We start from the raw sequence: 20,220 nt of genomic DNA on the forward strand, positions 1-20,220 counted from the left end.
CTGCCTGGCTTTTTATCACTCGTTGGGTTCAACATTTTCTACCCTGGCCTTGAGCTTCTGGCCAGGCCGGAAGGTCACCACGCGGCGGGCGCTGATAGGAATATCCTCGCCCGTCTTGGGGTTGCGTCCGGGACGCTGATTCTTCTCACGAAGGTCAAAGTTACCGAAGCCTGAAATCTTGACTTGTTCACCACGCTCAAGCGCCTGTCGGATTTCCTCAAAGAAGGCTTCCACCATATCTTTGGCTTCACGCTTGCTCATCCCGAGCTGGGTGAACAGGTGCTCTGCAATGTCGGCTTTGGTAAGCGCCATAGATCAATCCCTCAAGGATGCATTCAACTCTTCACCAAGGGCCCGCACGACATTGTCTACGGTCTCGGCAATCTCTTTCTCCTCCAGGGTGCGCTGGGTGTCTTGCAATACAAGACTGATGGCCAGGCTCTTCTTGTCCTCTGCCATACCAGCACCCTGGTATACGTCAAACAAGTTTATTCCAACTACCTGATTTCCGCCAACTTTTTTAATTACCGCAAGCACATCACCTGCCAGAACCTGACGATCGACCACGACGGCGATGTCGCGACGGTTCGCCGGGAACTTGGAAACTTCGGCTGCCACAGGCACCTTGGCCGGGGTCAGCTTGTCCAGCTCCAGCTCAAACATCACCGCGCGGCTCTTGAGGCCCAGCTTCTTCTCGAGGCTCGGGTGGATCACACCGATGTGGCCGATGATCTCGCCATTACGCAGGATGGCTGCGCTCTGGCCCGGGTGCAGGGCGCTGTGCTCGGTGCGCTCGAAGGTAAAGGTGGCCCCTTCGGCGGTCAAATCCAGCACCGCTTCCAGATCCCCTTTCAAATCAAAGAAGTCGGCTGCGCGGGTTTTGATGTCCCAGTGCTCGTCGCTCTGGTTGCCAGTGATGATACCGGCCAGCATCGGCTCCTGACGGATGCCATTCTCGGCGCTTTCATCCTTGATGAAACGCAGACCCTGTTCAAACAGACGCACACGCGGCTGCTGACGGTTCTGATTGTAAACAACGGCCTGCACTAGACCCGGGAACAGAGAGACGCGCATGGCGGACATCTCGACCGAGATCGGGTTCGGCAGTACGATGGCATCGCTCTGCGGGAACAGGGTTTGCTGGGTCTTGGGATCGACGAAGCTGTAGGTGATCGCTTCCTGGAAACCGCGGTCAACCAGCAGGTCGCGCACGCGCTTCAGGGTCACCTGCCCTTCTGCCTGCTCCACCATCGCCAAGGAGGCAGCGGGTTTCAGGTTCGGGATGTTGTTGTAGCCGTAGATGCGAGCCACTTCCTCGATGAGGTCTTCCTCGATGGCGATATCGAAACGCCAGGAGGGTGCCAGCGCAGTCCAACCGTCAGCATCCACAGTAACCTGCATGCCAAGGCGAGTCAGGATCTCGACCACCTGAGCGTCAGCCACGCTGATACCGATCACCTTGTCGAGCTTGCTGCGACGCAGCTTGATGGGTGCCGCTTTCGGCAGATGGGCATCGGATTTGACCTCGATGACCGGACCCGCTTCGCCGCCGCAGATATCCAGCAGCAGGCGAGTTGCACGGTCCATCACCTTGGCTTGCAGCTCCGGATCAACCCCGCGCTCGAAGCGATGGGAAGAGTCGGTGTGCAGACCGTAAGCACGGGCACGACCTGTGATGGAGAGCGGCGCGAAGAAGGCACACTCCAGCAGGATGTCGGTAGTGGTCTCGGATACACCGGTGCGGTTGCCGCCGAAGATACCGGCCATGCAGGCAGGACCTTTGGCATCGGCAATCACCAGGGTGGTCTCTTTGAGCTTCACTTCGTTGCCATCGAGCAGGGTCATCGGCTCATCGGCGTGGGCACGACGCACCACCAGTTCCCCTTCAAGCGTCGCCAGATCGAAGGCATGCATCGGCTGACCGAATTCCAGCAGCAGGTAGTTGGTGATATCGACGATAGCGTCGATGGAGCGAATGCCGCCACGGCGCAGCTTCTCTTGCATCCAAAGCGGGCTCTGGGCCTGCAGGTTCAGCCCCTTGATGACGCGCCCCAGATAACGGGGGCAATCAGCCGGCGCTTCAACCCGGATCGGGAAAGTTGCATCAATGGTAGCAACAGCTGGTGTCCAGGTCGGCTCGACCACGTCCACGCTGTTGAGCACGCCAATTTCACGAGCCAGACCGGCGATACCGAGGCAATCGGCACGGTTCGGAGTCAGATCCACATCGATGGAGACGTCGTTCAGATTGAGGTAGTCGCGAATATCGGTACCGATGGGGGCATCGGCCGGCAGCTCGATGATGCCATCGGCTTCAACGTCGATACCCAGCTCGCTGAAAGAGCAAAGCATGCCGTGAGACGGCTGGCCACGCAGCTTGGCTTTCTTGATAGTGAAATCACCCGGCAGGGTCGCCCCTACTTTGGCCACACACACTTTCAGGCCCTGACGGCAGTTCGGCGCGCCACAGACGATGTCCAGCAGCTCGGCTTCACCCACGTTGACCTTGGTCACCCGCAGCTTGTCGGCGTCAGGATGCTGGGCGCACTCGACCACTTCACCCACCACCACATTGTTGAACTGGCCGGCAACTGCTTCCACGGCGTCCACTTCCAGACCGGCCATGGTGATCTGCTCGGCCAGCGCATTGTCACTCAACTCGGTGCGGACCCACTCCATCACCCAGGATTTACTGAATTTCATGTTCTCTCGCCCTTACTTGAACTGCTTGAGGAAGCGCAGGTCGTTTTCGAAGAAGGCACGCAGGTCGTTGACCCCGTAACGCAGCATGGTCAGGCGCTCAACGCCCATGCCGAAGGCAAAGCCGGAGTATTTTTCCGGATCTATGCCGACCGAACGCAGTACGTTCGGGTGAACCATGCCGCAGCCCAGCACTTCCAGCCACTTGCCATTCTTGCCCATCACGTCTACTTCGGCGCTCGGCTCGGTGAACGGGAAATAGGAAGGACGGAAGCGAATGGTCAGGTCTTCCTCGAAGTAGTTGCGCAGGAAGTCGTGCAGAATGCCCTTCAGCTCGGTAAAGCTGGCATGCTCGTCAACCAGCAGACCTTCAACCTGATGGAACATCGGGGTATGGGTCATGTCGTAGTCGTTACGATAGACGCGGCCCGGTGCAATGATGCGGATCGGCGGCTGCTGATGCTCCATGGTACGGATCTGCACGCCCGAGGTGTGGGTACGCAGCATCAGATCAGGATTGAAGTAGAAGGTATCGTGATCGGTACGCGCCGGGTGATGAGCCGGAATGTTCAGTGCATCGAAGTTGTGGAAGCCATCTTCAATCTCGGGACCACGGGCAACCTTGAAGCCCATCTCGCCAAACAGGCGCTCAATGCGCTCGATGGTGCGGGTTACAGGATGCAGACCACCATTCTCAATGCGACGGCCCGGCAGGCTGACATCGATGGTCTCGGCGGCCAGCTTCTGGTTCAGCACGGCAGCTTCGAGCGCTTCACGACGCTCGTTCAGCGCATCCTGAACCTGCTGTTTTGCCTGGTTGATCACGGCGCCCGCGGCGGGACGCTCTTCGGCAGACAAGGCACCCAGGCCCTTCATCTGCTCGGTAAAAAAGCCCTTTTTACCCAGATATTTGACCCGGATTTCGTCGAGGGTCGCGATATCGCTCACGCCCTCAATTTCGGCTCTGGCTTGGCCGACTACTTCTTCAAGCTGTTGCATGTCTTCCTCGTCACCACTCCCGGTACAGGAGCCTTTAGGCTAAATAAGGTCAAGAGTGGAATAATACAAAAAAAGCCCCTTCGCTGACCATAGTTAAGGTGGGCTTTTCTCCCTACAAATCATTTTGTTATATCAAGCGAGTCTCATCGATTTACCGTCACTCTTGAAATAGTTGAATAAAGACATAGTTTGTTGGCATACAATCCATTTATAGAACTAGTGATCTCCCACATGTCACTTTGTATGGAGAAAACTGTAGCGCGTGTAAAACAGTGGACAAAACGTGGACGGGAGAAAGAAAAACGTGATGTAAAACCGTGAATGACAGATACAAAAAAGGAGGCCTGAGCCTCCTTTATTTTTTATAACAGTGCTGGAATTAGACCAGAGCTGCTTTAGCTTTTTCAACCAGGGCGGTGAAAGCCAGCTTGTCGTGAACGGCGATATCGGAGAGGATCTTGCGATCGATCTCGATAGAAGCCTTCTTCAGACCGTTGATCAGACGGCTGTAGGACAGACCGTTCTGACGGGCAGCAGCGTTGATACGCGCAATCCACAGCTGACGGAATTGACGCTTTTTCTGGCGACGGTCACGGTAGGCATACTGACCAGCTTTGGTTACCGCTTGTACCGCTACGCGGTAAACACGGGAACGGGCGCCGTAGTAACCCTTGGCGGCTTTCATTACTTTCTTGTGACGAGCACGAGCAGTCACACCACGTTTAACTCTTGGCATTTTTCACATCCCCCCTTATGCGTACGGCAGACAAGCGACAACACGTTTGTGGTCGGCAGCGGAAACAAAGAACTTCGGTCCCAGCTGACGCTTACGCTTACTGCTCTTCTTGGTCAGGATGTGACGCAGGTGGTTGTGCTTGCACTTGAAGCGACCTGAGCCAGTCTTCTTGAAGCGCTTTGCGGCGCCCCGGTTGGTTTTCATCTTCGGCATTTCATACTCCGCATTGTGAGTGACAACAAAATCGCAAGGCGAACCGACTCATGGAGCGAGCCCCATGAGTCAATTTCTTGTGGGCCTTAAGATTTCTTCTTAGGTGCGAGGACCATCACAGCTTGACGGCCTTCGACTTTCGGGAACGATTCGACTACGGCTAACTCTTCCAGATCGTTCTTGACGCGCTCAAGAACCTTGATACCAAGATCCTGGTGTGCCATTTCACGACCACGGAAGCGCAGGGTGACCTTAGCCTTGTCCCCGTCTTCCAGAAAGCGAACCAGGTTGCGTAGTTTTACCTGATAGTCGCCTTCGTCAGTGCCAGGACGGAATTTAATCTCCTTGACCTGGACGACTTTCTGCTTTTTCTTCTGTTCTTTGGTGGTTTTGCTCTTTTCGTAGAGGAATTTGCCGTAATCCATGATCCGGCAAACGGGCGGCTCGGCGTTCGGACTGATCTCGACCAGATCCACTTCGGCCTCTGCGGCCAAGTTCAGTGCTTCCTGGATAGAGACGATGCCAAGAGCTTCGCCATCCAGACCAGCCAAACGAACTTCTTTCAGACGGATCTCTTCATTGATCCGGTGAGCGCGGGCTTGCGGTTGCTTGCCCAGTTTTTTTCCGCCTTTTATAGCTTATTCCTCCACTTTCTTTTGTCCGCGGGTCTGAACTTCCTGGGTCAGCAGAGCGATGAACTCTTCAACAGGATAAGTGCCCAGGTCAGCCCCTTTACGAGTCCGTACTGCAATCTTACCGGCTTCAACTTCTTTATCGCCGCAGACCAGCATGAAAGGTACTCGCTTCAAAGTATGCTCGCGGATTTTAAAGCCAATCTTCTCATTTCTCAAGTCCGCTTTTGCGCGAAGGCCCGCATCATTCAATGCTTTGGCTACTTTCACCGCATAATCGGCCTGATTGTCCGTGATATTCATGACCACAGCCTGAGTCGGAGCCAACCAGGTCGGGAACAGACCGGCGTACTCTTCAGTCAGAATACCGATGAAGCGCTCGATAGAACCCAAGATGGCCCGGTGGATCATCACGGGTACATGACGATCGTTGTTTTCGCCCACATAAGTGGCACCCAGACGACCAGGCAGGGCAAAGTCGAGCTGCACGGTACCACATTGCCACGCACGATCAAGGCAATCGTGCAGGGTAAATTCAATTTTTGGACCGTAGAACGCCCCTTCACCCGGCTGCAAATCGTACTTCAGACCGTTGAGCTCCAGCGCTTCGGCCAGCGCTTTCTCGGCGCGATCCCACATCTCGTCAGAGCCGATACGCTGCTCGGGACGAGTGGAGAGCTTGACCACGATGTTCTCGAAGCCAAAGGTACCGTAGACGTCATAGACCATACGAATACAGCCGGAGACCTCTTCCATGATCTGCTCTTCGGTACAGAAGATGTGAGCGTCATCCTGAGTGAAACCGCGCACCCGCATCAGACCGTGCAGGGAACCGGACGGCTCGTTGCGGTGGCAGGAACCAAACTCGGCCATCCGCAGCGGCAGATCGCGGTAGGACTTCAGACCCTGGTTGAAGATCTGGACGTGACCCGGGCAGTTCATCGGCTTGATGGCGTACTCGCGGTTTTCGGACTGGGTGGTGAACATGGCCTGGGCATACTTCTCCCAGTGACCTGAACGCTCCCACAGGACGCGGTCCATCATGAACGGACCTTTCACTTCCTGATAGTCGTACTCTTTGAGCTTGCCGCGGATAAAGGTTTCCAGCTCACGGAAGATGGTCCAGCCATCGTTGTGCCAGAACACCATACCGGGTGCTTCTTCCTGCATGTGATACAGGTCGAGCTGCTTGCCGATCTTGCGGTGGTCGCGCTTGGCGGCCTCTTCCAGACGCTGCAGATAAGCCTTGAGCTGCTTCTTGTCAGCCCAGGCAGTACCGTAGATACGCTGCAGCATCTTGTTGTTGGAGTCGCCACGCCAGTAGGCGCCGGACATCTTCAGCAACTTGAAGTGGTGGCAGTGACGCATGTTGGGCACGTGCGGGCCGCGACACATGTCGATGTACTCTTCGTGATGATAGAGACCTGGCTGGTCATCACGGGCAATGTTCTGATCCAGGATTTCGACTTTGTAAGACTCGCCGCGCGCCTCGAATACATCGCGCGCTTCTTGCCAGGAGACTTTCTTCTTGATGACGTCGTAATCCTTGGCTACCAGCGCCAGCATGCGCTCTTCCAGGGCAGCCAGATCTTCATCGGTCAGGGTACGGTCAAGATCAACGTCATAGTAGAAGCCGTTGTCGATGACAGGACCGATGGCCATCTTGGTCTGGGGCCAGAGTTGCTTGATAGCATGACCCAGCAAGTGAGCGCAGGAGTGGCGCAGGATGTCCAGACCTTCTTCGTCTTTGGCGGTGATGATGGCCAGCGCAGCATCGGCTTCGATCAGCTCGCATGCATCCACCAGTTCACCGTTTACCCGACCGGCAATGCACGCCTTGGCGAGACCGGGACCGATGTCCGCAGCCACATCCATGACGGAAACAGAGTGGGCAAATTGACGTTGGCTGCCGTCAGGCAGAGTAATGATTGGCATTATGTGTTTCCTTATACAGTGGTGACCCCTACCAAAGGTCACATGCGGGATGGAAAAGAGATTCAAAAAGGTGATGTTCTGGTTCTCCACAGCACTTTGCGAAGACGGCCTGACACGCAAACAGCATGTCTAACATGACAAACCAAGCCAAAACGGCCCCCATGCTACCAGAAGTCGGGCGTGCTGTATCGGATTTGCAGATATTTTCTACAGTCAAATGAGTCGCCTACCGACTATTCGCCAAGCAGGGATTGCCAGTTGAAGTCAAAGTCACTGCTCCCCTCCTCTGCCAGCGCCAGCTCTTGCAGCACCTGAAGCGCCAGCTTGTTGCCCTTTTGTGCCGCCTGATAGAGCCACTGTTTCGCCTGAGCCAGATCGACCCTGCCGCTGACCCCCATCAGATGAAGCACACCGACTTTCAGCATGGCCGGGACATCACCATTGCGGGCAGCCTGCTCCATCCAGTGAAAGGCTTGGCGCAGATCTCGCTTGACCCCGACACCGCGCAGATAGAGCTCTGCCAGCCGATATTGGCCGAAGGGATCTCCTGCCTGCGCCGACTGGCGATAGAGGCTGATGGCCTGATGGATATCCTGCTCGCTCCCCTGCCCCACCTCATGACTCCAGCCCATCAGGGCTTGCGCCCGAGGTTGGCCTTGATCGGCCAGTGGCGACCAGATCCGGGTCGCCTCATCAAAGTGACCGGTACGCCAGGCACGGTTGGCGGCAGCCATCTCCTGCTCGGTGGAGAGCGGAAGCAGACGCCAGATAACCAGCGCAAACAGACCGATAAACAGCCAACGGGAAGTGGTAGGGCTCATGATGATTTCCGTGATCCAGTTCTCATTTCGTCTATGTAAACGAAATGTAGCGTTGCGATCAAGCAAGAGATCCCTACGACAACCCTTTTTGCACCCGGTCGATCAGCAGTTGTTGTCATTTATCCGGGGTACCTGCAAAATAACTGTATGTATAAACAGTGTCGGTGCACACCATGGCAGGACGAGGCAGCCCCAACAATATCGATCACCGTTTTAGCGGCCCCCTTGTCGAAGCGGTCGATGACGGCTGGCAATCGTCCGATTGGGATGCCGCCTTCACTTCTTCTGTGCCTGGCACCGAGGTGCGGGAGATCGATGCACGCAGTATCATCAGCTACAACAGCTCGCCGGATGTCCCCTTTGGTCGCTCCATCAACCCCTATCAGGGGTGCGAACACGGCTGCATCTACTGCTATGCCAGACCCAGTCACGCCTATCTGGAACTCTCCCCTGGTCTTGATTTCGAGAGCAAGCTGTTTGCCAAACGCAATGCAGCCGATCTGCTGCGTCGGGAGTTTGCCAAACCGGCCTATCAGCCACAGACCATCTTCATTGGCGCCAATACCGACCCCTATCAACCCATCGAGCAGCGCTATCGCCTCACCCGGCAGTTGCTGGAAGTGATGCTGGCCCACCGCCATCCGGTCGGACTCATTACCAAGAGCGCCATGATCTTGCGCGACCTCGATCTGTTGACCGAGCTGGCCAGAGAGGGACTGTGTCAGGTGATGGTATCGGTGACGACCTTGAACGAAACCCTGCGGCGACAGCTGGAGCCCCGCGCCAGCACGGGCACCGGCCGCTTGAAAGTGATCGAAAAGCTGGCCAACGCTGGTATACAGGTGGGGGTATTGGCCGCCCCCATGATCCCGCGGCTCAATGAGCCGGAGCTGGAGCAGATCATCAAATCGGCTGCCGAGGCTGGCGCCAGCTGCGCCGATTACATTCTGCTGCGCCTGCCCCACGAGCTGGCGCCGCTATTTGGTGACTGGCTCGATACCCACTATCCGGGCCAGAAGGAGGCTATTTTGAATCAGTTGCGAGCCAGCCGCGGTGGCGGGCTCAACAGTACCGCCTTCGGTACCCGCATGCGCGGTGAGGGGCACTTTGCCGATCTGCTGGCCCAGCGCTTTCGCCTTATCAGCAAACGACTTGATCTGGGCAAACGCCATATTCAGCTCAGGCTGGATGGGTTTATCCGCCCCGGGGAGCAGCTGTCGCTCTTCTAATCCCCCTGCTCACGCCCTTCACGCATCAGGCACAGAGCCCTTGCCTGCCAAGAGGTCGAGAGGAAGATATGCCGCGATACATCCTGTGGAAAACCCGCTTTCCTAATTTTCCAAATTGGCCAACGAAGTAGCCATGTCGCCACAAGATCGCGCAATCCGGTAAAGGCTGTGTTAGCGCCTTAGCCTGCGCGCTGATCCCGACCCTGCTGCACCATTTCAACCGGTAGTCGCGAGGGTTCATGAGCCACTTCGTACTCATCCTCTTCATACAGCGGCACCTCTGACTCGCCCCATACCCGGCTCCACCAAATTTCCCACGTGATCCAACTGGTCATATGCAGCTCCTGACGGTGAAGGTGATGGCAACAACGCACCACTCGCCTGGCAGGATAGCGGCTGGGAATGACAGGGAAATGACAAAAAAATCACTTGTAAAAAGCAACTGGCGGTGGCGAGGAAAAGCCGAAACAGTTCACATATTCGGCGAAATCATACTGAAAGCGGTCACAAATCTGCAGGTTGTTGATTGCAGCTCACTCTGTTCCCGCCAAAGCTGAGTTGCCCATTCAGGCATCTATAAAAACAGGGACACAATAATGAAACACACAGCGGGAATATGGGCGATCGCAGGCATGCTGATCGCCCCCTTGGCGCACGCCGACGTCATACTGCACGCCTTCAACTGGAAGTACAGTGAAGTGACCGCCAAAGCCGATCTTATCAAGTCAGCCGGTTACAAACAGGTACTCATCTCACCACCTCTCAAGTCATCAGGCAACGAGTGGTGGGCTCGTTACCAGCCGCAGGATCTGCGTCTTGTCGACTCCCCTCTTGGCAACAAGCAGGATCTCGAGCAGCTGATCGCCGCCATGAAGGCGCGAGGTATCGCCGTCTATGCCGATGTGGTGCTCAACCACATGGCCAACGAAAGCTGGAAACGCAGCGATCTCAACTATCCCGGCAACGAGCTGCTGCAAAGCTACGCCAGCAACCCGGCCTATTTCGAGCGCCAGAAACTGTTTGGCGATCTCGGGCAAAACTTCCTCTCCGGTCAGGATTTTCATCCCGAAGGGTGCATTAGCGACTGGAGCGATCCGGGTCATGTCCAGTATTGGCGACTCTGTGGTGGTGCCGGTGACAAGGGGCTGCCGGATCTGGATCCCAACAACTGGGTAGTGAGCCAGCAACAGGCCTATCTCAAGGCGCTTAAGGGGATGGGGATCAAGGGTTTTCGGGTCGATGCGGTCAAACACATGAGCGATTACCAGATCAATGCCGTGTTCACCCCCGAGATCAAACAGGGGATGCATGTCTTTGGCGAGGTGATCACCACAGGGGGCGCAGGCAGCACCGATTACGAGCGCTTCCTCAAACCCTACCTCGACAGCAGCGGCCAGGGAGCCTATGACTTTCCGCTGTTTGCCTCCCTGCGCGGTGCCTTCAGTTACGGTGGCAGCATGAACCTGCTGGCGGATCCGGGCGCCTATGGTCAGGCGCTACCGGGCAGTCGTGCCGTCACCTTTGCCGTGACCCACGACATCCCCACCAACGACGGCTTCCGCTATCAGATCCTGAGCCAGACTGACGAGAAGCTGGCCTATGCCTACCTGCTCGGCCGCGATGGTGGCTCGCCACTGGTCTATTCGGATCACGGCGAAACCCAGGCCAAGGATGGACTGCGCTGGCAGGATTACTACCAGCGCGCCGATCTCAAGGAGATGATCCGCTTCCACAATACGGTGCAGGGTCAACCCATGCAGCTGATCGGCAGCGGTGACTGCTTCGTGCTGTTCAAACGGGGCAAACAGGGGCTGGTCGGCATAAACAAGTGCGACTATGAGCAGGAGTATTGGCTCGATACCGCCAAGTTCGAGATGAACTGGTATCGCAACTATCGTGACGTGCTCGACCAAGGTGCCGTGGTCAATGTGCAGAGCCAGTGGTTACGGGTCGCCATTCCCGCCCGCAGCGCCAGAATGTGGCTGCAGGAGTGAGCCAGCCGTAAGAGCAGCGTAGAGTCATAAAATGCAAATAAATAAAAAGAGCGACCACCTGGGTCGCTCTTTTTGCTCAGGGACGTTGCTCGGGTAACTGGTGACGATTACTCGTCGCCCGCTTCCCCAGCATCGACCGCATCAGTGCCGGTCACGGTATCGGTACCTTCAGATACCTCACCGTCAACGGCCAAAGCGTCGTTCTCGTCTTCGTCGCTCTCGGCGATACGCTGCAGGCCAACCACGGTCTCGTCTTCACCGGTACGGATCAGACGGACACCGCCGGTGTTACGGCCAATGACGCTCACCTCGGCAACACGGGTACGCACCAGGGTACCGCCGTTGGTGATCAGCATGATCTGGTCGGTATCTTCGACCTGGATCGCATCGATCACCTTGCCATTGCGCTCATCCACCTTGATGGAGATAACGCCTTGGGTACCACGGCTCTTGGTCGGGTATTCGGCCAACGCAGTCCGCTTGCCGTAACCGTTCTCGGTGGCGGTGAGGATGGCACCTTCGCCGCGCGGAACGATGAGGGAAACCACCTTGTCACCGGCGCCCAGCTTGATGCCACGGACACCGGCTGCGGTACGACCCATGGGACGCACACCCTTGAAGGTACCCTTGCTTTCGGTGCCTTCGCCGTTGTCGCTACCATCATCGTCGTTGCCAGCATCGTCGTCGGTTTCAACGTCATCGCTGACATCGGCATCAGCGCGACCGCTGCCTTCCGCGAAGCGAACGACTTTACCCGCATCGGAGAAGAGCATGATCTCGTTGCTGCCATCGGTGATATCCACCCCGATCAGCTCATCACCCTCTTTGAGGTTGATGGCGCGGATACCGGAGGAGAGCGGACGGCTGAAGTCAGAGAGGCTGGTCTTCTTCACGGTACCGTTGGCGGTGGCGAAGAAGACATACTTCTCGGCGTCATATTCCTTCACCGGCAGGATAGCGGTGATACGCTCACCCTCTTCCAGCGGCAGCAGGTTGATGATCGGACGACCACGGGCGCCACGGGATGCTTCCGGCAGCTGGTAAACCTTGAGCCAGTAGACCTTGCCACGGGTGGAGAAGCACAGAATGGTGTCGTGGGTGTTGGCCACCAGCAGACGCTCCACAAAGTCCTCTTCCTTGATCCGGGTGGCCGACTTGCCACGACCACCGCGGCGCTGGGCCTCGTAGTCGGAGAGCGGCTGATACTTCACATAGCCCTGGTGAGACAGGGTGACCACCACGTCTTCCGGGGTGATCAGATCTTCGATGTTGATCTCGGCACTGGACATGCTGATCTCGGTGCGACGCTCGTCGCCATACTGCTCGCGTACAGCCAGCAGTTCATCGCGGATCACTTCCATCAGACGAGCCGGGCTCGCCAGGATGTGCAGCAGCTCGGCGATCAGGTCCAGCAGAGATTGGTACTCTTCCAGGATCTTCTCGTGCTCAAGGCCGGTCAGCTTGTGCAGACGCAGGTCAAGGATGGCCTGGGCTTGTTGTTCGGTCAGGAAGTATTGACCTTCACGGATACCGAACTCGGGCTCCAGCCACTCTGGCCGTGCCGCGTCGTCGCCCGCTTTTTCCAGCATGGCGGCCACGTTGCCGAGTTCCCAGCCCTTGGCAACCAAGCCCGCTTTCGCGTCGGCCGGGGTCGCGCTGTGACGGATCAGCTCGATGATGGGATCAATGTTGGCCAGCGCAACCGCCAGACCTTCCAAAATGTGCGCCCGATCCCGCGCCTTGCGCAGTTCGAACACGGTCCGGCGAGTCACCACTTCACGGCGGTGCAGCAGGAACGCATCAAGGATCTCTTTAAGGTTCATCACCTTGGGCTGGTTGTTATCGAGCGCCACCATGTTGATGCCGAACGTGGTCTGCATCTGGGTGTGCTTGTAGAGATTGTTCAGCACAATCTCGCCGGACTCGCCGCGCTTGATCTCGATAACGATGCGCATGCCGTCTTTGTCAGACTCATCGCGCAGGGCACTGATGCCCTCTATCTTCTTCTCTTTGACCAGCTCGGCGATCTTCTCGATCAGTCGAGCCTTGTTCACCTGATAGGGGATCTCGTGAACGATGATGGTCTCGCGACTGGTCTTCTCGTCCACTTCCACTTCAGCTTTGGCCCGCACATAGATGGAGCCACGACCGGTACGGTACGCCTGCACGATGCCGGAACGACCGTTGATAATGCCGCCGGTGGGGAAATCCGGGCCGGTGATGTAGGTCATCAGCTCGTCAATGGTGAGGTCGCCATTTTCGATCAGCGCCAGGCAGCCATTGACAATCTCGGTGAGATTGTGAGGCGGAATGTTGGTCGCCATGCCCACCGCGATACCGGAGGAGCCGTTGACCAGCAGGTTGGGAACCTTGGTAGGCATGACCGCCGGGATCATCTCGGTGCCGTCATAGTTCGGCACCCAGTCCACGGTCTCTTTGTCCAGATCAGCCAGCAGCTCGTGGGAGATGCGGGCCATCCGCACTTCGGTATAACGCATCGCCGCGGCGCTGTCGCCGTCGACTGAACCGAAGTTGCCCTGACCATCGACCAGCATGTAACGCATGGAGAAATCCTGCGCCATCCGGACAATGGTGTCATACACAGCGCTATCGCCGTGCGGGTGATATTTACCGATTACGTCACCGACCACACGGGCCGATTTTTTATAGGGCTTGTTCCAGTCGTTCCCCAACTCGTTCATAGCAAACAGAACGCGGCGGTGAACCGGTTTCAAGCCATCACGCACATCCGGCAGAGCTCGTCCTACGATCACGCTCATGGCGTAATCAAGATAGGAACTCTTGAGCTCTTCTTCGATGTTGACCGGCGTGATCTCTCTGGCCAGATCGCTCATAGAAAGCCTTATCCCTAATTAGTTGTTCTTTGGCTTAAACAGCGCGACATGGTAACACACTGAGCCAAATACCTTAAGCCACAAATCGGGTATCAGATCGGGCTGGTGTGACAAAGTCCGTCCGTTATAATGCCCGCCAGGACAATAGATTGCGCCCATGACTCAGAAGCGGGCGCCCTGCCACAGGATCTTCGAAAAATGAACAGTGATGCCAATGTCGATCTGATAGAAATCGCCAAGTTTGAAGCCATCGCCTCCCGCTGGTGGGACATGGAAGGTGAATTCAAACCCCTGCATCAAATCAATCCGGTACGCCTTGACTGGATCACCGACAAAAGTGGCGGTCTGTTTGGCAAGCGCATTCTCGATATCGGATGTGGTGGCGGCATTCTCTCCGAGAGCATGGCCCGCCGTGGTGCCAAGGTCACCGGCATCGACATGGGCAAGGAACCCCTCGGCGTCGCCCGCCTGCACGCCCTTGAGCAGGGTGTCGAGCTCGAGTACCGCCAGATCACTGCCGAAGCCCATGCCGCCGAAGTACCTGGCCAGTATGACGTGGTCACCTGCATGGAGATGCTGGAGCATGTGCCGGACCCCGCCTCCGTGCTGCGCGCCATCGCTACCCTGGTGCGCCCGGGCGGCCGGGTGTTCGTCTCCACCATCAACCGCAACCCCAAATCCTATCTGATGATGATCATCGGGGCCGAATACCTGATGAAGATGGTGCCCAAGGGTACCCACGATCACAAAAAATTCATCACCCCGGCCGAACTGTGTCGCATGGGGGAAGCAGCTGGCCTGCTGGTGCGGGACATGAGCGGCGTCCACTACGCCCCCCTCACCAACCAGTTCAAGCTCGGCAAAAATGTCGACGTCAACTATATGGTGGAGTTTGTCCGCCCGGAGCACGGTTGATGAGCTCCTCTCACCTGCTGCCTCTTCGTTGCGTGCTGTTCGATCTGGATGGCACCCTGCTCGACACAGCCCCGGATCTGGGGGCCGCCGTCAATCACGTGCTGATAAGCGAAGGCTTTGCACCGCTTTCTGACGAGATCATTCGCCAGACCACCTCCCACGGCGCCCTCGGGCTGCTCAGGGCGGGGCTCGGCGACGATCTGCTGGAAGAGTTGGGGGCCACCCGCCTGCGCAATGCCCTGCTCGACTACTACGCCGCCAATCTCTGCGTCGGTACCCGCCCCTATGAGGGGATGGTGGATCTTATCGAGTGGCTCGACGAGAAACAGCTCCCCTGGGGCATAGTCACCAACAAGCCGGGCTTTCTCACCGAGCCGCTGCTGGCGGCTCTGCCACAGCTTGCCAACTGCGGCGTCACCGTCAGCGCCGATACCCTGCCGGTACGCAAGCCCGACCCTGCCCCCATGTATTTTGCCTGCGAGAAGCTGGGGGTCGAAGCAGCTCACTGCCTCTATGTGGGGGATCATGTGCGCGACATCGAAGCGGGCCGCAATGCTGGCATGCGCACTGCGGTCGCTGGCTGGGGCTATCTCAATGATGAGGAAGATCCTGCCCAGTGGGGCGCCGATCTGCACTTTGATACCGTGCAGGCGCTGCACCACTGGCTGCGCTATGAGTTGACGGCCAATGCGTAACGCGCAGCCTTACCGGCTGATATGCGATAACGGGGTGGAGAGACTCTCCGCCCCCTGAATCTCTTCCTTTACGCTCCCGCGTCCTGCGCCACCGTCACTCCTCTATTGATGGATAATAAAGGCAACTTACCGCCTGTTGGATACCCATTTGACAAGCTCATAGCCGTCACAAAGCGGCCACAACACCCCATCGTCTGATGCAAAGCCCTTGCCACGCTGAGCCCGCGGCTAGAACAACTGGACAGCTTTTGACCCTTATTGCATAAGGGATAATCAGCCGCCGTTTGCTAGTAAAAAGCACCCTGTTCCGCAAGCAAAAAAAGTTATTTAAATTTTCCATCTTCGATCGGGAGACTTGCATTTAGCGGAGCGGACGAATGAAAACCCGCTCACTGTGAGCGGTCACTAACTGAGGTCGCAAGACTCACAATTTATCCACAGCTCGTCACTTATCCACACATTGCAATGGCGGGCTGACCTCACTATCTTGTAGCTCGAACTTAAAATAACACTACATCTTGTGATTCATCGCACAATCTCTACCCAATACCTGCACATCGCCGGGCAAGGGTGGTGTCATTGTGCGATGGTTTTTCGGGAATCAACTAAAGGTCATCAGCCAATGAACTTGTTTGTGACGAAGCGTAACGGACACAAAGAACCCATCGATCTGGATAAAATTCACCGCGTGCTGGACTGGGCCGCCGAGGGTCTGGACAACGTGTCGGTCTCTCAGGTGGAACTCAAGTCCCACATCCAGTTCTATGACGGTATCCGTACCGCAGACATTCACGAAACCATCATCAAGGCGACGGCTGACCTCATCTCCGAGCAGACCCCGGACTACCAGTACATGGCCGCCCGTCTGGCTATCTTCCACCTGCGCAAGAAGGCCTACGGCCAGTTCGAACCGCCCCACCTCTACCAGCACGTGGCTCGTCTGGTGGACATGGGCAAGTACGACAAACACCTGCTGGAAGACTACACCCAGGCCGAATTCGAAGAGCTGAACACCCATCTGGATCACTGGCGCGACATGGATTTCTCCTACGCGGCAGTCAAACAGCTGGAAGGCAAATATCTGGTCCAGAACCGCGTTACCGGCGAGATCTACGAGAGCCCGCAATTCCTCTATATGCTGGTTGCGGCCTGCCTCTTCTCCAAGTATCCGAAAGATACCCGTCTGGACTACATCAAGCGCTTCTATGATGCAGTCTCGACCTTCAAGATCTCCCTGCCGACCCCGATCATGAGCGGCGTGCGCACCCCGACCCGTCAGTTCAGCTCCTGCGTACTGATCGAATGCGATGACAGCCTGGATTCGATCAACGCCACCGCTAGCTCCATCGTGCGTTACGTTTCCCAGCGCGCCGGTATCGGCATCAACGCCGGTCGCATCCGCGGCCTGGGCAGCCCTATCCGTGGCGGCGAAGCGTTCCACACCGGTTGCATTCCTTTCTACAAATACTTCCAGACTGCCGTGAAGTGCTGCTCCCAGGGCGGCGTGCGCGGCGGTGCGGCCACCCTGTTCTACCCGCTGTGGCACACCGAAGTGGAAAGCCTGCTGGTACTGAAGAACAACCGCGGCGTGGAAGAGAACCGTGTTCGTCACATGGACTACGGCGTGCAGATCAACAAGCTGATGTACCAGCGCCTCATCAAGGGCGGTGACATCACTCTGTTCTCCCCGTCTGATGCGCCGGGTCTGTACGATGCCTTCTTTGCCGATCAGGACAAGTTCGAAGAGCTCTACGTCAAGTACGAGCAGGATCCGGCCATTCGCAAGAAGACTCTGAAAGCGGTAGACCTTTTCTCCCTGATGATGCAGGAGCGTGCCGGTACCGGTCGCATCTACATCCAGAACGTGGATCACTGCAACACCCACAGCCCGTTCGACCCGAGCGTCGCGCCGGTACGCCAGTCCAACCTCTGCCTCGAGATTGCGCTGCCGACCAAGCCGCTCAACAACATCGACGACGAGAACGGCGAGATCGCTCTGTGCACCCTCTCTGCCTTCAACCTGGGTGCCATCGACAAACTGGAAGATCTGGAAGAGATGGCGGATCTGGCCGTGCGCGCCCTCGATGCCCTGCTCGACTATCAGGACTACCCGATTGCCGCCGCCAAGCGTGGCAGCATGGATCGCCGTACTCTGGGTATCGGCGTCATCAACTACGCCTACTACCTGGCCAAGAACGGTGCCCGCTACTCTGATGGCTCCGGTCTGGCGCTGACTCACCGCACCTTCGAGGCGATCCAGTACTACCTGCTGAAAGCCTCCGTGCAGCTGGCCCGCGAATTCGGCCCCTGCCCGCTGTTTGGCGAGACCACCTATGCCCAGGGCATTCTGCCGATCGACACCTACAAGAAGGATCTGGATGCGCTGTGCAACGAGCCGCTGCATCTGGATTGGGAAAGCCTGCGCGAAGAGATCAAATCCGTGGGTCTGCGCAACTCCACCCTGACCGCCCTGATGCCGAGCGAGACCTCCAGCCAGATTTCCAACGCCACCAACGGTATCGAGCCGCCGCGCGGTTTGGTCTCGGTCAAGGCGTCCAAAGACGGCATTCTCAAACAGGTAGTGCCCGAGTATGATCGCCTGAAAGATCAATACGAACTGCTCTGGAAGCAACCGAGCGTTGACGGCTACCTGCAGCTGGTCGGTATCATGCAGAAGTTTGTGGATCAGGCGATCTCCGCCAACACCAACTACGATCCGGCCCGTTTCGAAGGCAACAAGGTGCCGATGAAGCAGCTGCTCAAGGACTTGCTAACCGCCTACAAATACGGCCTCAAGACCCTCTACTATCACAACACCCGTGATGGTGCAGACGACACCCAGACCGACCTGCAAGATGACGGTTGTGCTGGCGGGGCTTGCAAAATCTAAGTCACGGCAAGATCTGATAACCGGGCGGGAGCGACAAGCTCCCGCTCTCCTGTTTTCTCCATACAGACATTCTGGTAACCATGGCCTATTCAACTTTCTGCCAAACCCAAAACGACCAGCTCAAAGAGCCGATGTTTTTTGGCCAATCGGTCAACGTAGCCCGTTATGACCAGCAAAAGCACGAAGTGTTCGAGCGGCTGATCGAAAAGCAACTCTCCTTCTTCTGGCGCCCGGAAGAGGTGGATGTCTCCCGTGATCGCATCGACTATCAGGCCCTGCCCCCCCACGAGCAGCACATCTTCATCTCCAACCTGAAGTACCAGACCCTGCTGGACTCCATTCAGGGGCGCAGCCCCAACGTGGCACTGCTGCCGCTAGTCTCCATTCCGGAGCTGGAAACCTGGATTGAGACCTGGGCGTTCTCGGAGACCATCCACTCTCGCTCCTACACCCATATCATCCGCAATATCGTCAACACCCCCGCCCAGGTGTTCGACGACATCGTGACCAACGAGCAGATCCTGAAGCGCGCCGGCTCCATCAGCCACTTCTACGACGACCTGATCGAAGCGACCGCCCTCTACAACCTGCACGGTGAAGGTACCCACACCGTCGCGGGCCGCGAAGTGACCATCACATTGCGCGAGCTCAAGAAGAAGCTCTATCTCTGCCTAATGAGCGTCAACGCGCTGGAAGCGATCCGCTTCTACGTCAGCTTCGCCTGCTCCTTTGCCTTCGCCGAGCGCGAACTGATGGAAGGCAACGCCAAGATCATCAAGATGATCGCCCGCGATGAAGCGCTGCACCTGACCGGCACCCAGCACATGCTGAATCTGATGCGCAGCGGTCAGGACGACCCGGAGATGGCCGAGATCGCGCTGGAGTGCGAGCAAGCCTGTTTCGACCTGTTCAAAGAGGCCGCCATTCAAGAGAAAGAGTGGGCCGAGTACCTGTTCCAGGGCGGCTCCATGATCGGCCTGAACAAAGACATCCTCTGCCAGTATGTCGAGTACATCACAAACCTGCGGATGGCCGCGGTCGGCCTGCAGCCAGCCTTTGCCGGCACCAAGCAAAACCCGATCCCCTGGATCAACACCTGGCTGTCGTCCGATAACGTGCAGGTCGCCCCGCAAGAGGTGGAGGTCAGCTCCTATCTGGTGGGTCAGATCGACAGCGAAGTAAATGCCGATGACCTGGGTGATTTCGAGCTGTGAGTGACGCCACCAACACGCTGACCCCTGCCCCGCACGCTGCTGCCGAACAGCAGGCGGTCGTGGCACCACGGGTACATACCCGGGATGGTGCCGTGCTGCACGCCCATCCCGGCGAAAGTGTGTTGGAGACCCTGGAGCGCCATGGTCATCATGTGGAGTTCCAGTGTCGCAGCGGCTATTGCGGCGCCTGCCGCACTCCGCTGATGGCTGGCAAGGTGCACTACCCCAATGTGCCGCTGGCATTTGTCGCCCAGGGGGAGTGCCTCCCCTGCTGCTGCACACCGGTCGGCGCCATCCGGCTGGATATCCAGAAGAGCTGACGCAGCCACAGACTGGCAACTCGCACAAAATAGAAAGCCGCCGGAGCAATCCGGCGGCTTTTTTGTCTCTTC

At 57.3% G+C, this 20,220-nt stretch carries 17 protein-coding genes; 7 read left to right on the forward strand and 10 right to left on the reverse strand.

Translation table 11 applies throughout. The features are described from left to right. Positions 1–15 precede the first annotated feature (15 nt). The 8 genes from ihfA to G5179_RS17920 form a co-directional block, all read right to left on the reverse strand. The gene (gene ihfA, locus G5179_RS17885) at positions 16–312 is read right to left on the reverse strand and encodes an integration host factor subunit alpha (RefSeq protein WP_005300715.1); all 297 of its coding nucleotides are present in this window, start codon (positions 310–312) and stop codon (positions 16–18) included. Between the two features lie 3 nt (positions 313–315). Further along, positions 316–2,703, reverse strand: a complete 2,388-nt coding sequence (gene pheT, locus G5179_RS17890) for a phenylalanine--tRNA ligase subunit beta (RefSeq protein WP_058057678.1) — start codon at positions 2,701–2,703, stop codon at positions 316–318. A gap of 12 nt (positions 2,704–2,715) precedes the next feature. Beyond that, the gene (pheS, locus tag G5179_RS17895; RefSeq protein WP_376901004.1) at positions 2,716–3,699 is read right to left on the reverse strand and encodes a phenylalanine--tRNA ligase subunit alpha; all 984 of its coding nucleotides are present in this window, start codon (positions 3,697–3,699) and stop codon (positions 2,716–2,718) included. 379 nt (positions 3,700–4,078) lie between these two features. After that, positions 4,079–4,435, reverse strand: a complete 357-nt coding sequence (rplT, locus tag G5179_RS17900; RefSeq protein WP_005300683.1) for a 50S ribosomal protein L20 — start codon at positions 4,433–4,435, stop codon at positions 4,079–4,081. Between the two features lie 15 nt (positions 4,436–4,450). Continuing rightward, entirely contained in the window at positions 4,451–4,648 is a 198-nt protein-coding gene (gene rpmI / locus G5179_RS17905; protein WP_005300673.1) for a 50S ribosomal protein L35, read from the reverse strand. An 86-nt stretch (positions 4,649–4,734) separates the two neighbouring features. Continuing rightward, on the reverse strand, positions 4,735–5,265 hold the full coding sequence (gene infC, locus G5179_RS17910) for a translation initiation factor IF-3 (RefSeq protein WP_234923365.1): 531 nt from the start codon (positions 5,263–5,265) through the stop codon (positions 4,735–4,737). Positions 5,266–5,286: 21 nt separating this feature from the next. Further along, positions 5,287–7,215 (reverse strand): threonine--tRNA ligase, encoded by a 1,929-nt coding sequence (gene thrS, locus G5179_RS17915; protein ID WP_005336690.1) that lies wholly within the window; start codon positions 7,213–7,215, stop codon positions 5,287–5,289. Positions 7,216–7,448: 233 nt separating this feature from the next. Further along, positions 7,449–8,036 (reverse strand): tetratricopeptide repeat protein, encoded by a 588-nt coding sequence (locus G5179_RS17920; protein WP_227342860.1) that lies wholly within the window; start codon positions 8,034–8,036, stop codon positions 7,449–7,451. 173 nt (positions 8,037–8,209) lie between these two features. Between G5179_RS17920 and G5179_RS17925 the strand changes: the two genes are divergently transcribed. After that, a complete protein-coding gene (locus G5179_RS17925; RefSeq protein ID WP_005336693.1) occupies positions 8,210–9,265 on the forward strand; it encodes a PA0069 family radical SAM protein in 1,056 nt (351 codons plus the stop codon). A gap of 179 nt (positions 9,266–9,444) precedes the next feature. Here G5179_RS17925 and G5179_RS17930 read toward each other — a convergent pair whose 3' ends face one another. After that, positions 9,445–9,600 (reverse strand): hypothetical protein, encoded by a 156-nt coding sequence (locus G5179_RS17930; protein ID WP_421258842.1) that lies wholly within the window; start codon positions 9,598–9,600, stop codon positions 9,445–9,447. Between the two features lie 261 nt (positions 9,601–9,861). Between G5179_RS17930 and G5179_RS17935 the strand changes: the two genes are divergently transcribed. Next, positions 9,862–11,259: an alpha-amylase family protein gene (locus G5179_RS17935; protein ID WP_421209059.1), complete on the forward strand. Its 1,398-nt coding sequence runs from the start codon at positions 9,862–9,864 to the stop codon at positions 11,257–11,259. A 107-nt stretch (positions 11,260–11,366) separates the two neighbouring features. Here G5179_RS17935 and gyrA read toward each other — a convergent pair whose 3' ends face one another. Then, entirely contained in the window at positions 11,367–14,114 is a 2,748-nt protein-coding gene (gene gyrA, locus G5179_RS17940; RefSeq protein ID WP_216962815.1) for a DNA topoisomerase (ATP-hydrolyzing) subunit A, read from the reverse strand. Positions 14,115–14,312: 198 nt separating this feature from the next. Here gyrA and ubiG point away from each other — a divergent pair, with 198 nt between their 5' ends. The 5 genes from ubiG (at position 14,313) to yfaE (ending at position 20,148) form a co-directional block, all read left to right on the forward strand. Beyond that, on the forward strand, positions 14,313–15,029 hold the full coding sequence (gene ubiG / locus G5179_RS17945) for a bifunctional 2-polyprenyl-6-hydroxyphenol methylase/3-demethylubiquinol 3-O-methyltransferase UbiG (protein WP_421258843.1): 717 nt from the start codon (positions 14,313–14,315) through the stop codon (positions 15,027–15,029). Next, positions 15,029–15,724, forward strand: coding sequence for an HAD family hydrolase (locus G5179_RS17950; protein ID WP_421258844.1), 696 nt, complete (start codon positions 15,029–15,031; stop codon positions 15,722–15,724). The genes ubiG and G5179_RS17950 overlap by 1 nt, the downstream gene beginning before the upstream one ends. Positions 15,725–16,346: 622 nt before the next feature. Next, positions 16,347–18,614 (forward strand): class 1a ribonucleoside-diphosphate reductase subunit alpha, encoded by a 2,268-nt coding sequence (gene nrdA / locus G5179_RS17955; protein ID WP_421258845.1) that lies wholly within the window; start codon positions 16,347–16,349, stop codon positions 18,612–18,614. A gap of 80 nt (positions 18,615–18,694) precedes the next feature. Then, positions 18,695–19,828: a class Ia ribonucleoside-diphosphate reductase subunit beta gene (gene nrdB / locus G5179_RS17960; RefSeq protein WP_216953550.1), complete on the forward strand. Its 1,134-nt coding sequence runs from the start codon at positions 18,695–18,697 to the stop codon at positions 19,826–19,828. After that, positions 19,825–20,148: a class I ribonucleotide reductase maintenance protein YfaE gene (gene yfaE, locus G5179_RS17965; protein WP_421249835.1), complete on the forward strand. Its 324-nt coding sequence runs from the start codon at positions 19,825–19,827 to the stop codon at positions 20,146–20,148. The genes nrdB and yfaE overlap by 4 nt, the downstream gene beginning before the upstream one ends. Positions 20,149–20,220 lie beyond the last annotated feature (72 nt).

The sequence above is a fragment of the Aeromonas sp. 600886 genome (genome assembly GCF_049174935.1).
Taxonomy (GTDB): domain Bacteria; phylum Pseudomonadota; class Gammaproteobacteria; order Enterobacterales; family Aeromonadaceae; genus Aeromonas; species Aeromonas veronii_A.

Bases quoted from the DNA above. Each gene is read 5' to 3' on its own strand.
- ihfA (WP_005300715.1), bottom strand. From the start codon at position 312: ATGGCGCTTACCAAAGCCGACATTGCAGAGCACCTGTTCACCCAGCTC.
- pheT (WP_058057678.1), bottom strand. From the start codon at position 2,703: ATGAAATTCAGTAAATCCTGGGTGATGGAGTGGGTCCGCACCGAGTTG.
- pheS (WP_376901004.1), bottom strand. From the start codon at position 3,699: ATGCAACAGCTTGAAGAAGTAGTCGGCCAAGCCAGAGCCGAAATTGAG.
- rplT (WP_005300683.1), bottom strand. From the start codon at position 4,435: ATGCCAAGAGTTAAACGTGGTGTGACTGCTCGTGCTCGTCACAAGAAA.
- rpmI (WP_005300673.1), bottom strand. From the start codon at position 4,648: ATGCCGAAGATGAAAACCAACCGGGGCGCCGCAAAGCGCTTCAAGAAG.
- thrS (WP_005336690.1), bottom strand. From the start codon at position 7,215: ATGCCAATCATTACTCTGCCTGACGGCAGCCAACGTCAATTTGCCCAC.
- G5179_RS17920 (WP_227342860.1), bottom strand. From the start codon at position 8,036: ATGAGCCCTACCACTTCCCGTTGGCTGTTTATCGGTCTGTTTGCGCTG.
- G5179_RS17925 (WP_005336693.1), top strand. From the start codon at position 8,210: ATGGCAGGACGAGGCAGCCCCAACAATATCGATCACCGTTTTAGCGGC.
- G5179_RS17930 (WP_421258842.1), bottom strand. From the start codon at position 9,600: ATGACCAGTTGGATCACGTGGGAAATTTGGTGGAGCCGGGTATGGGGC.
- G5179_RS17935 (WP_421209059.1), top strand. From the start codon at position 9,862: ATGAAACACACAGCGGGAATATGGGCGATCGCAGGCATGCTGATCGCC.
- gyrA (WP_216962815.1), bottom strand. From the start codon at position 14,114: ATGAGCGATCTGGCCAGAGAGATCACGCCGGTCAACATCGAAGAAGAG.
- ubiG (WP_421258843.1), top strand. From the start codon at position 14,313: ATGAACAGTGATGCCAATGTCGATCTGATAGAAATCGCCAAGTTTGAA.
- G5179_RS17950 (WP_421258844.1), top strand. From the start codon at position 15,029: ATGAGCTCCTCTCACCTGCTGCCTCTTCGTTGCGTGCTGTTCGATCTG.
- nrdA (WP_421258845.1), top strand. From the start codon at position 16,347: ATGAACTTGTTTGTGACGAAGCGTAACGGACACAAAGAACCCATCGAT.
- nrdB (WP_216953550.1), top strand. From the start codon at position 18,695: ATGGCCTATTCAACTTTCTGCCAAACCCAAAACGACCAGCTCAAAGAG.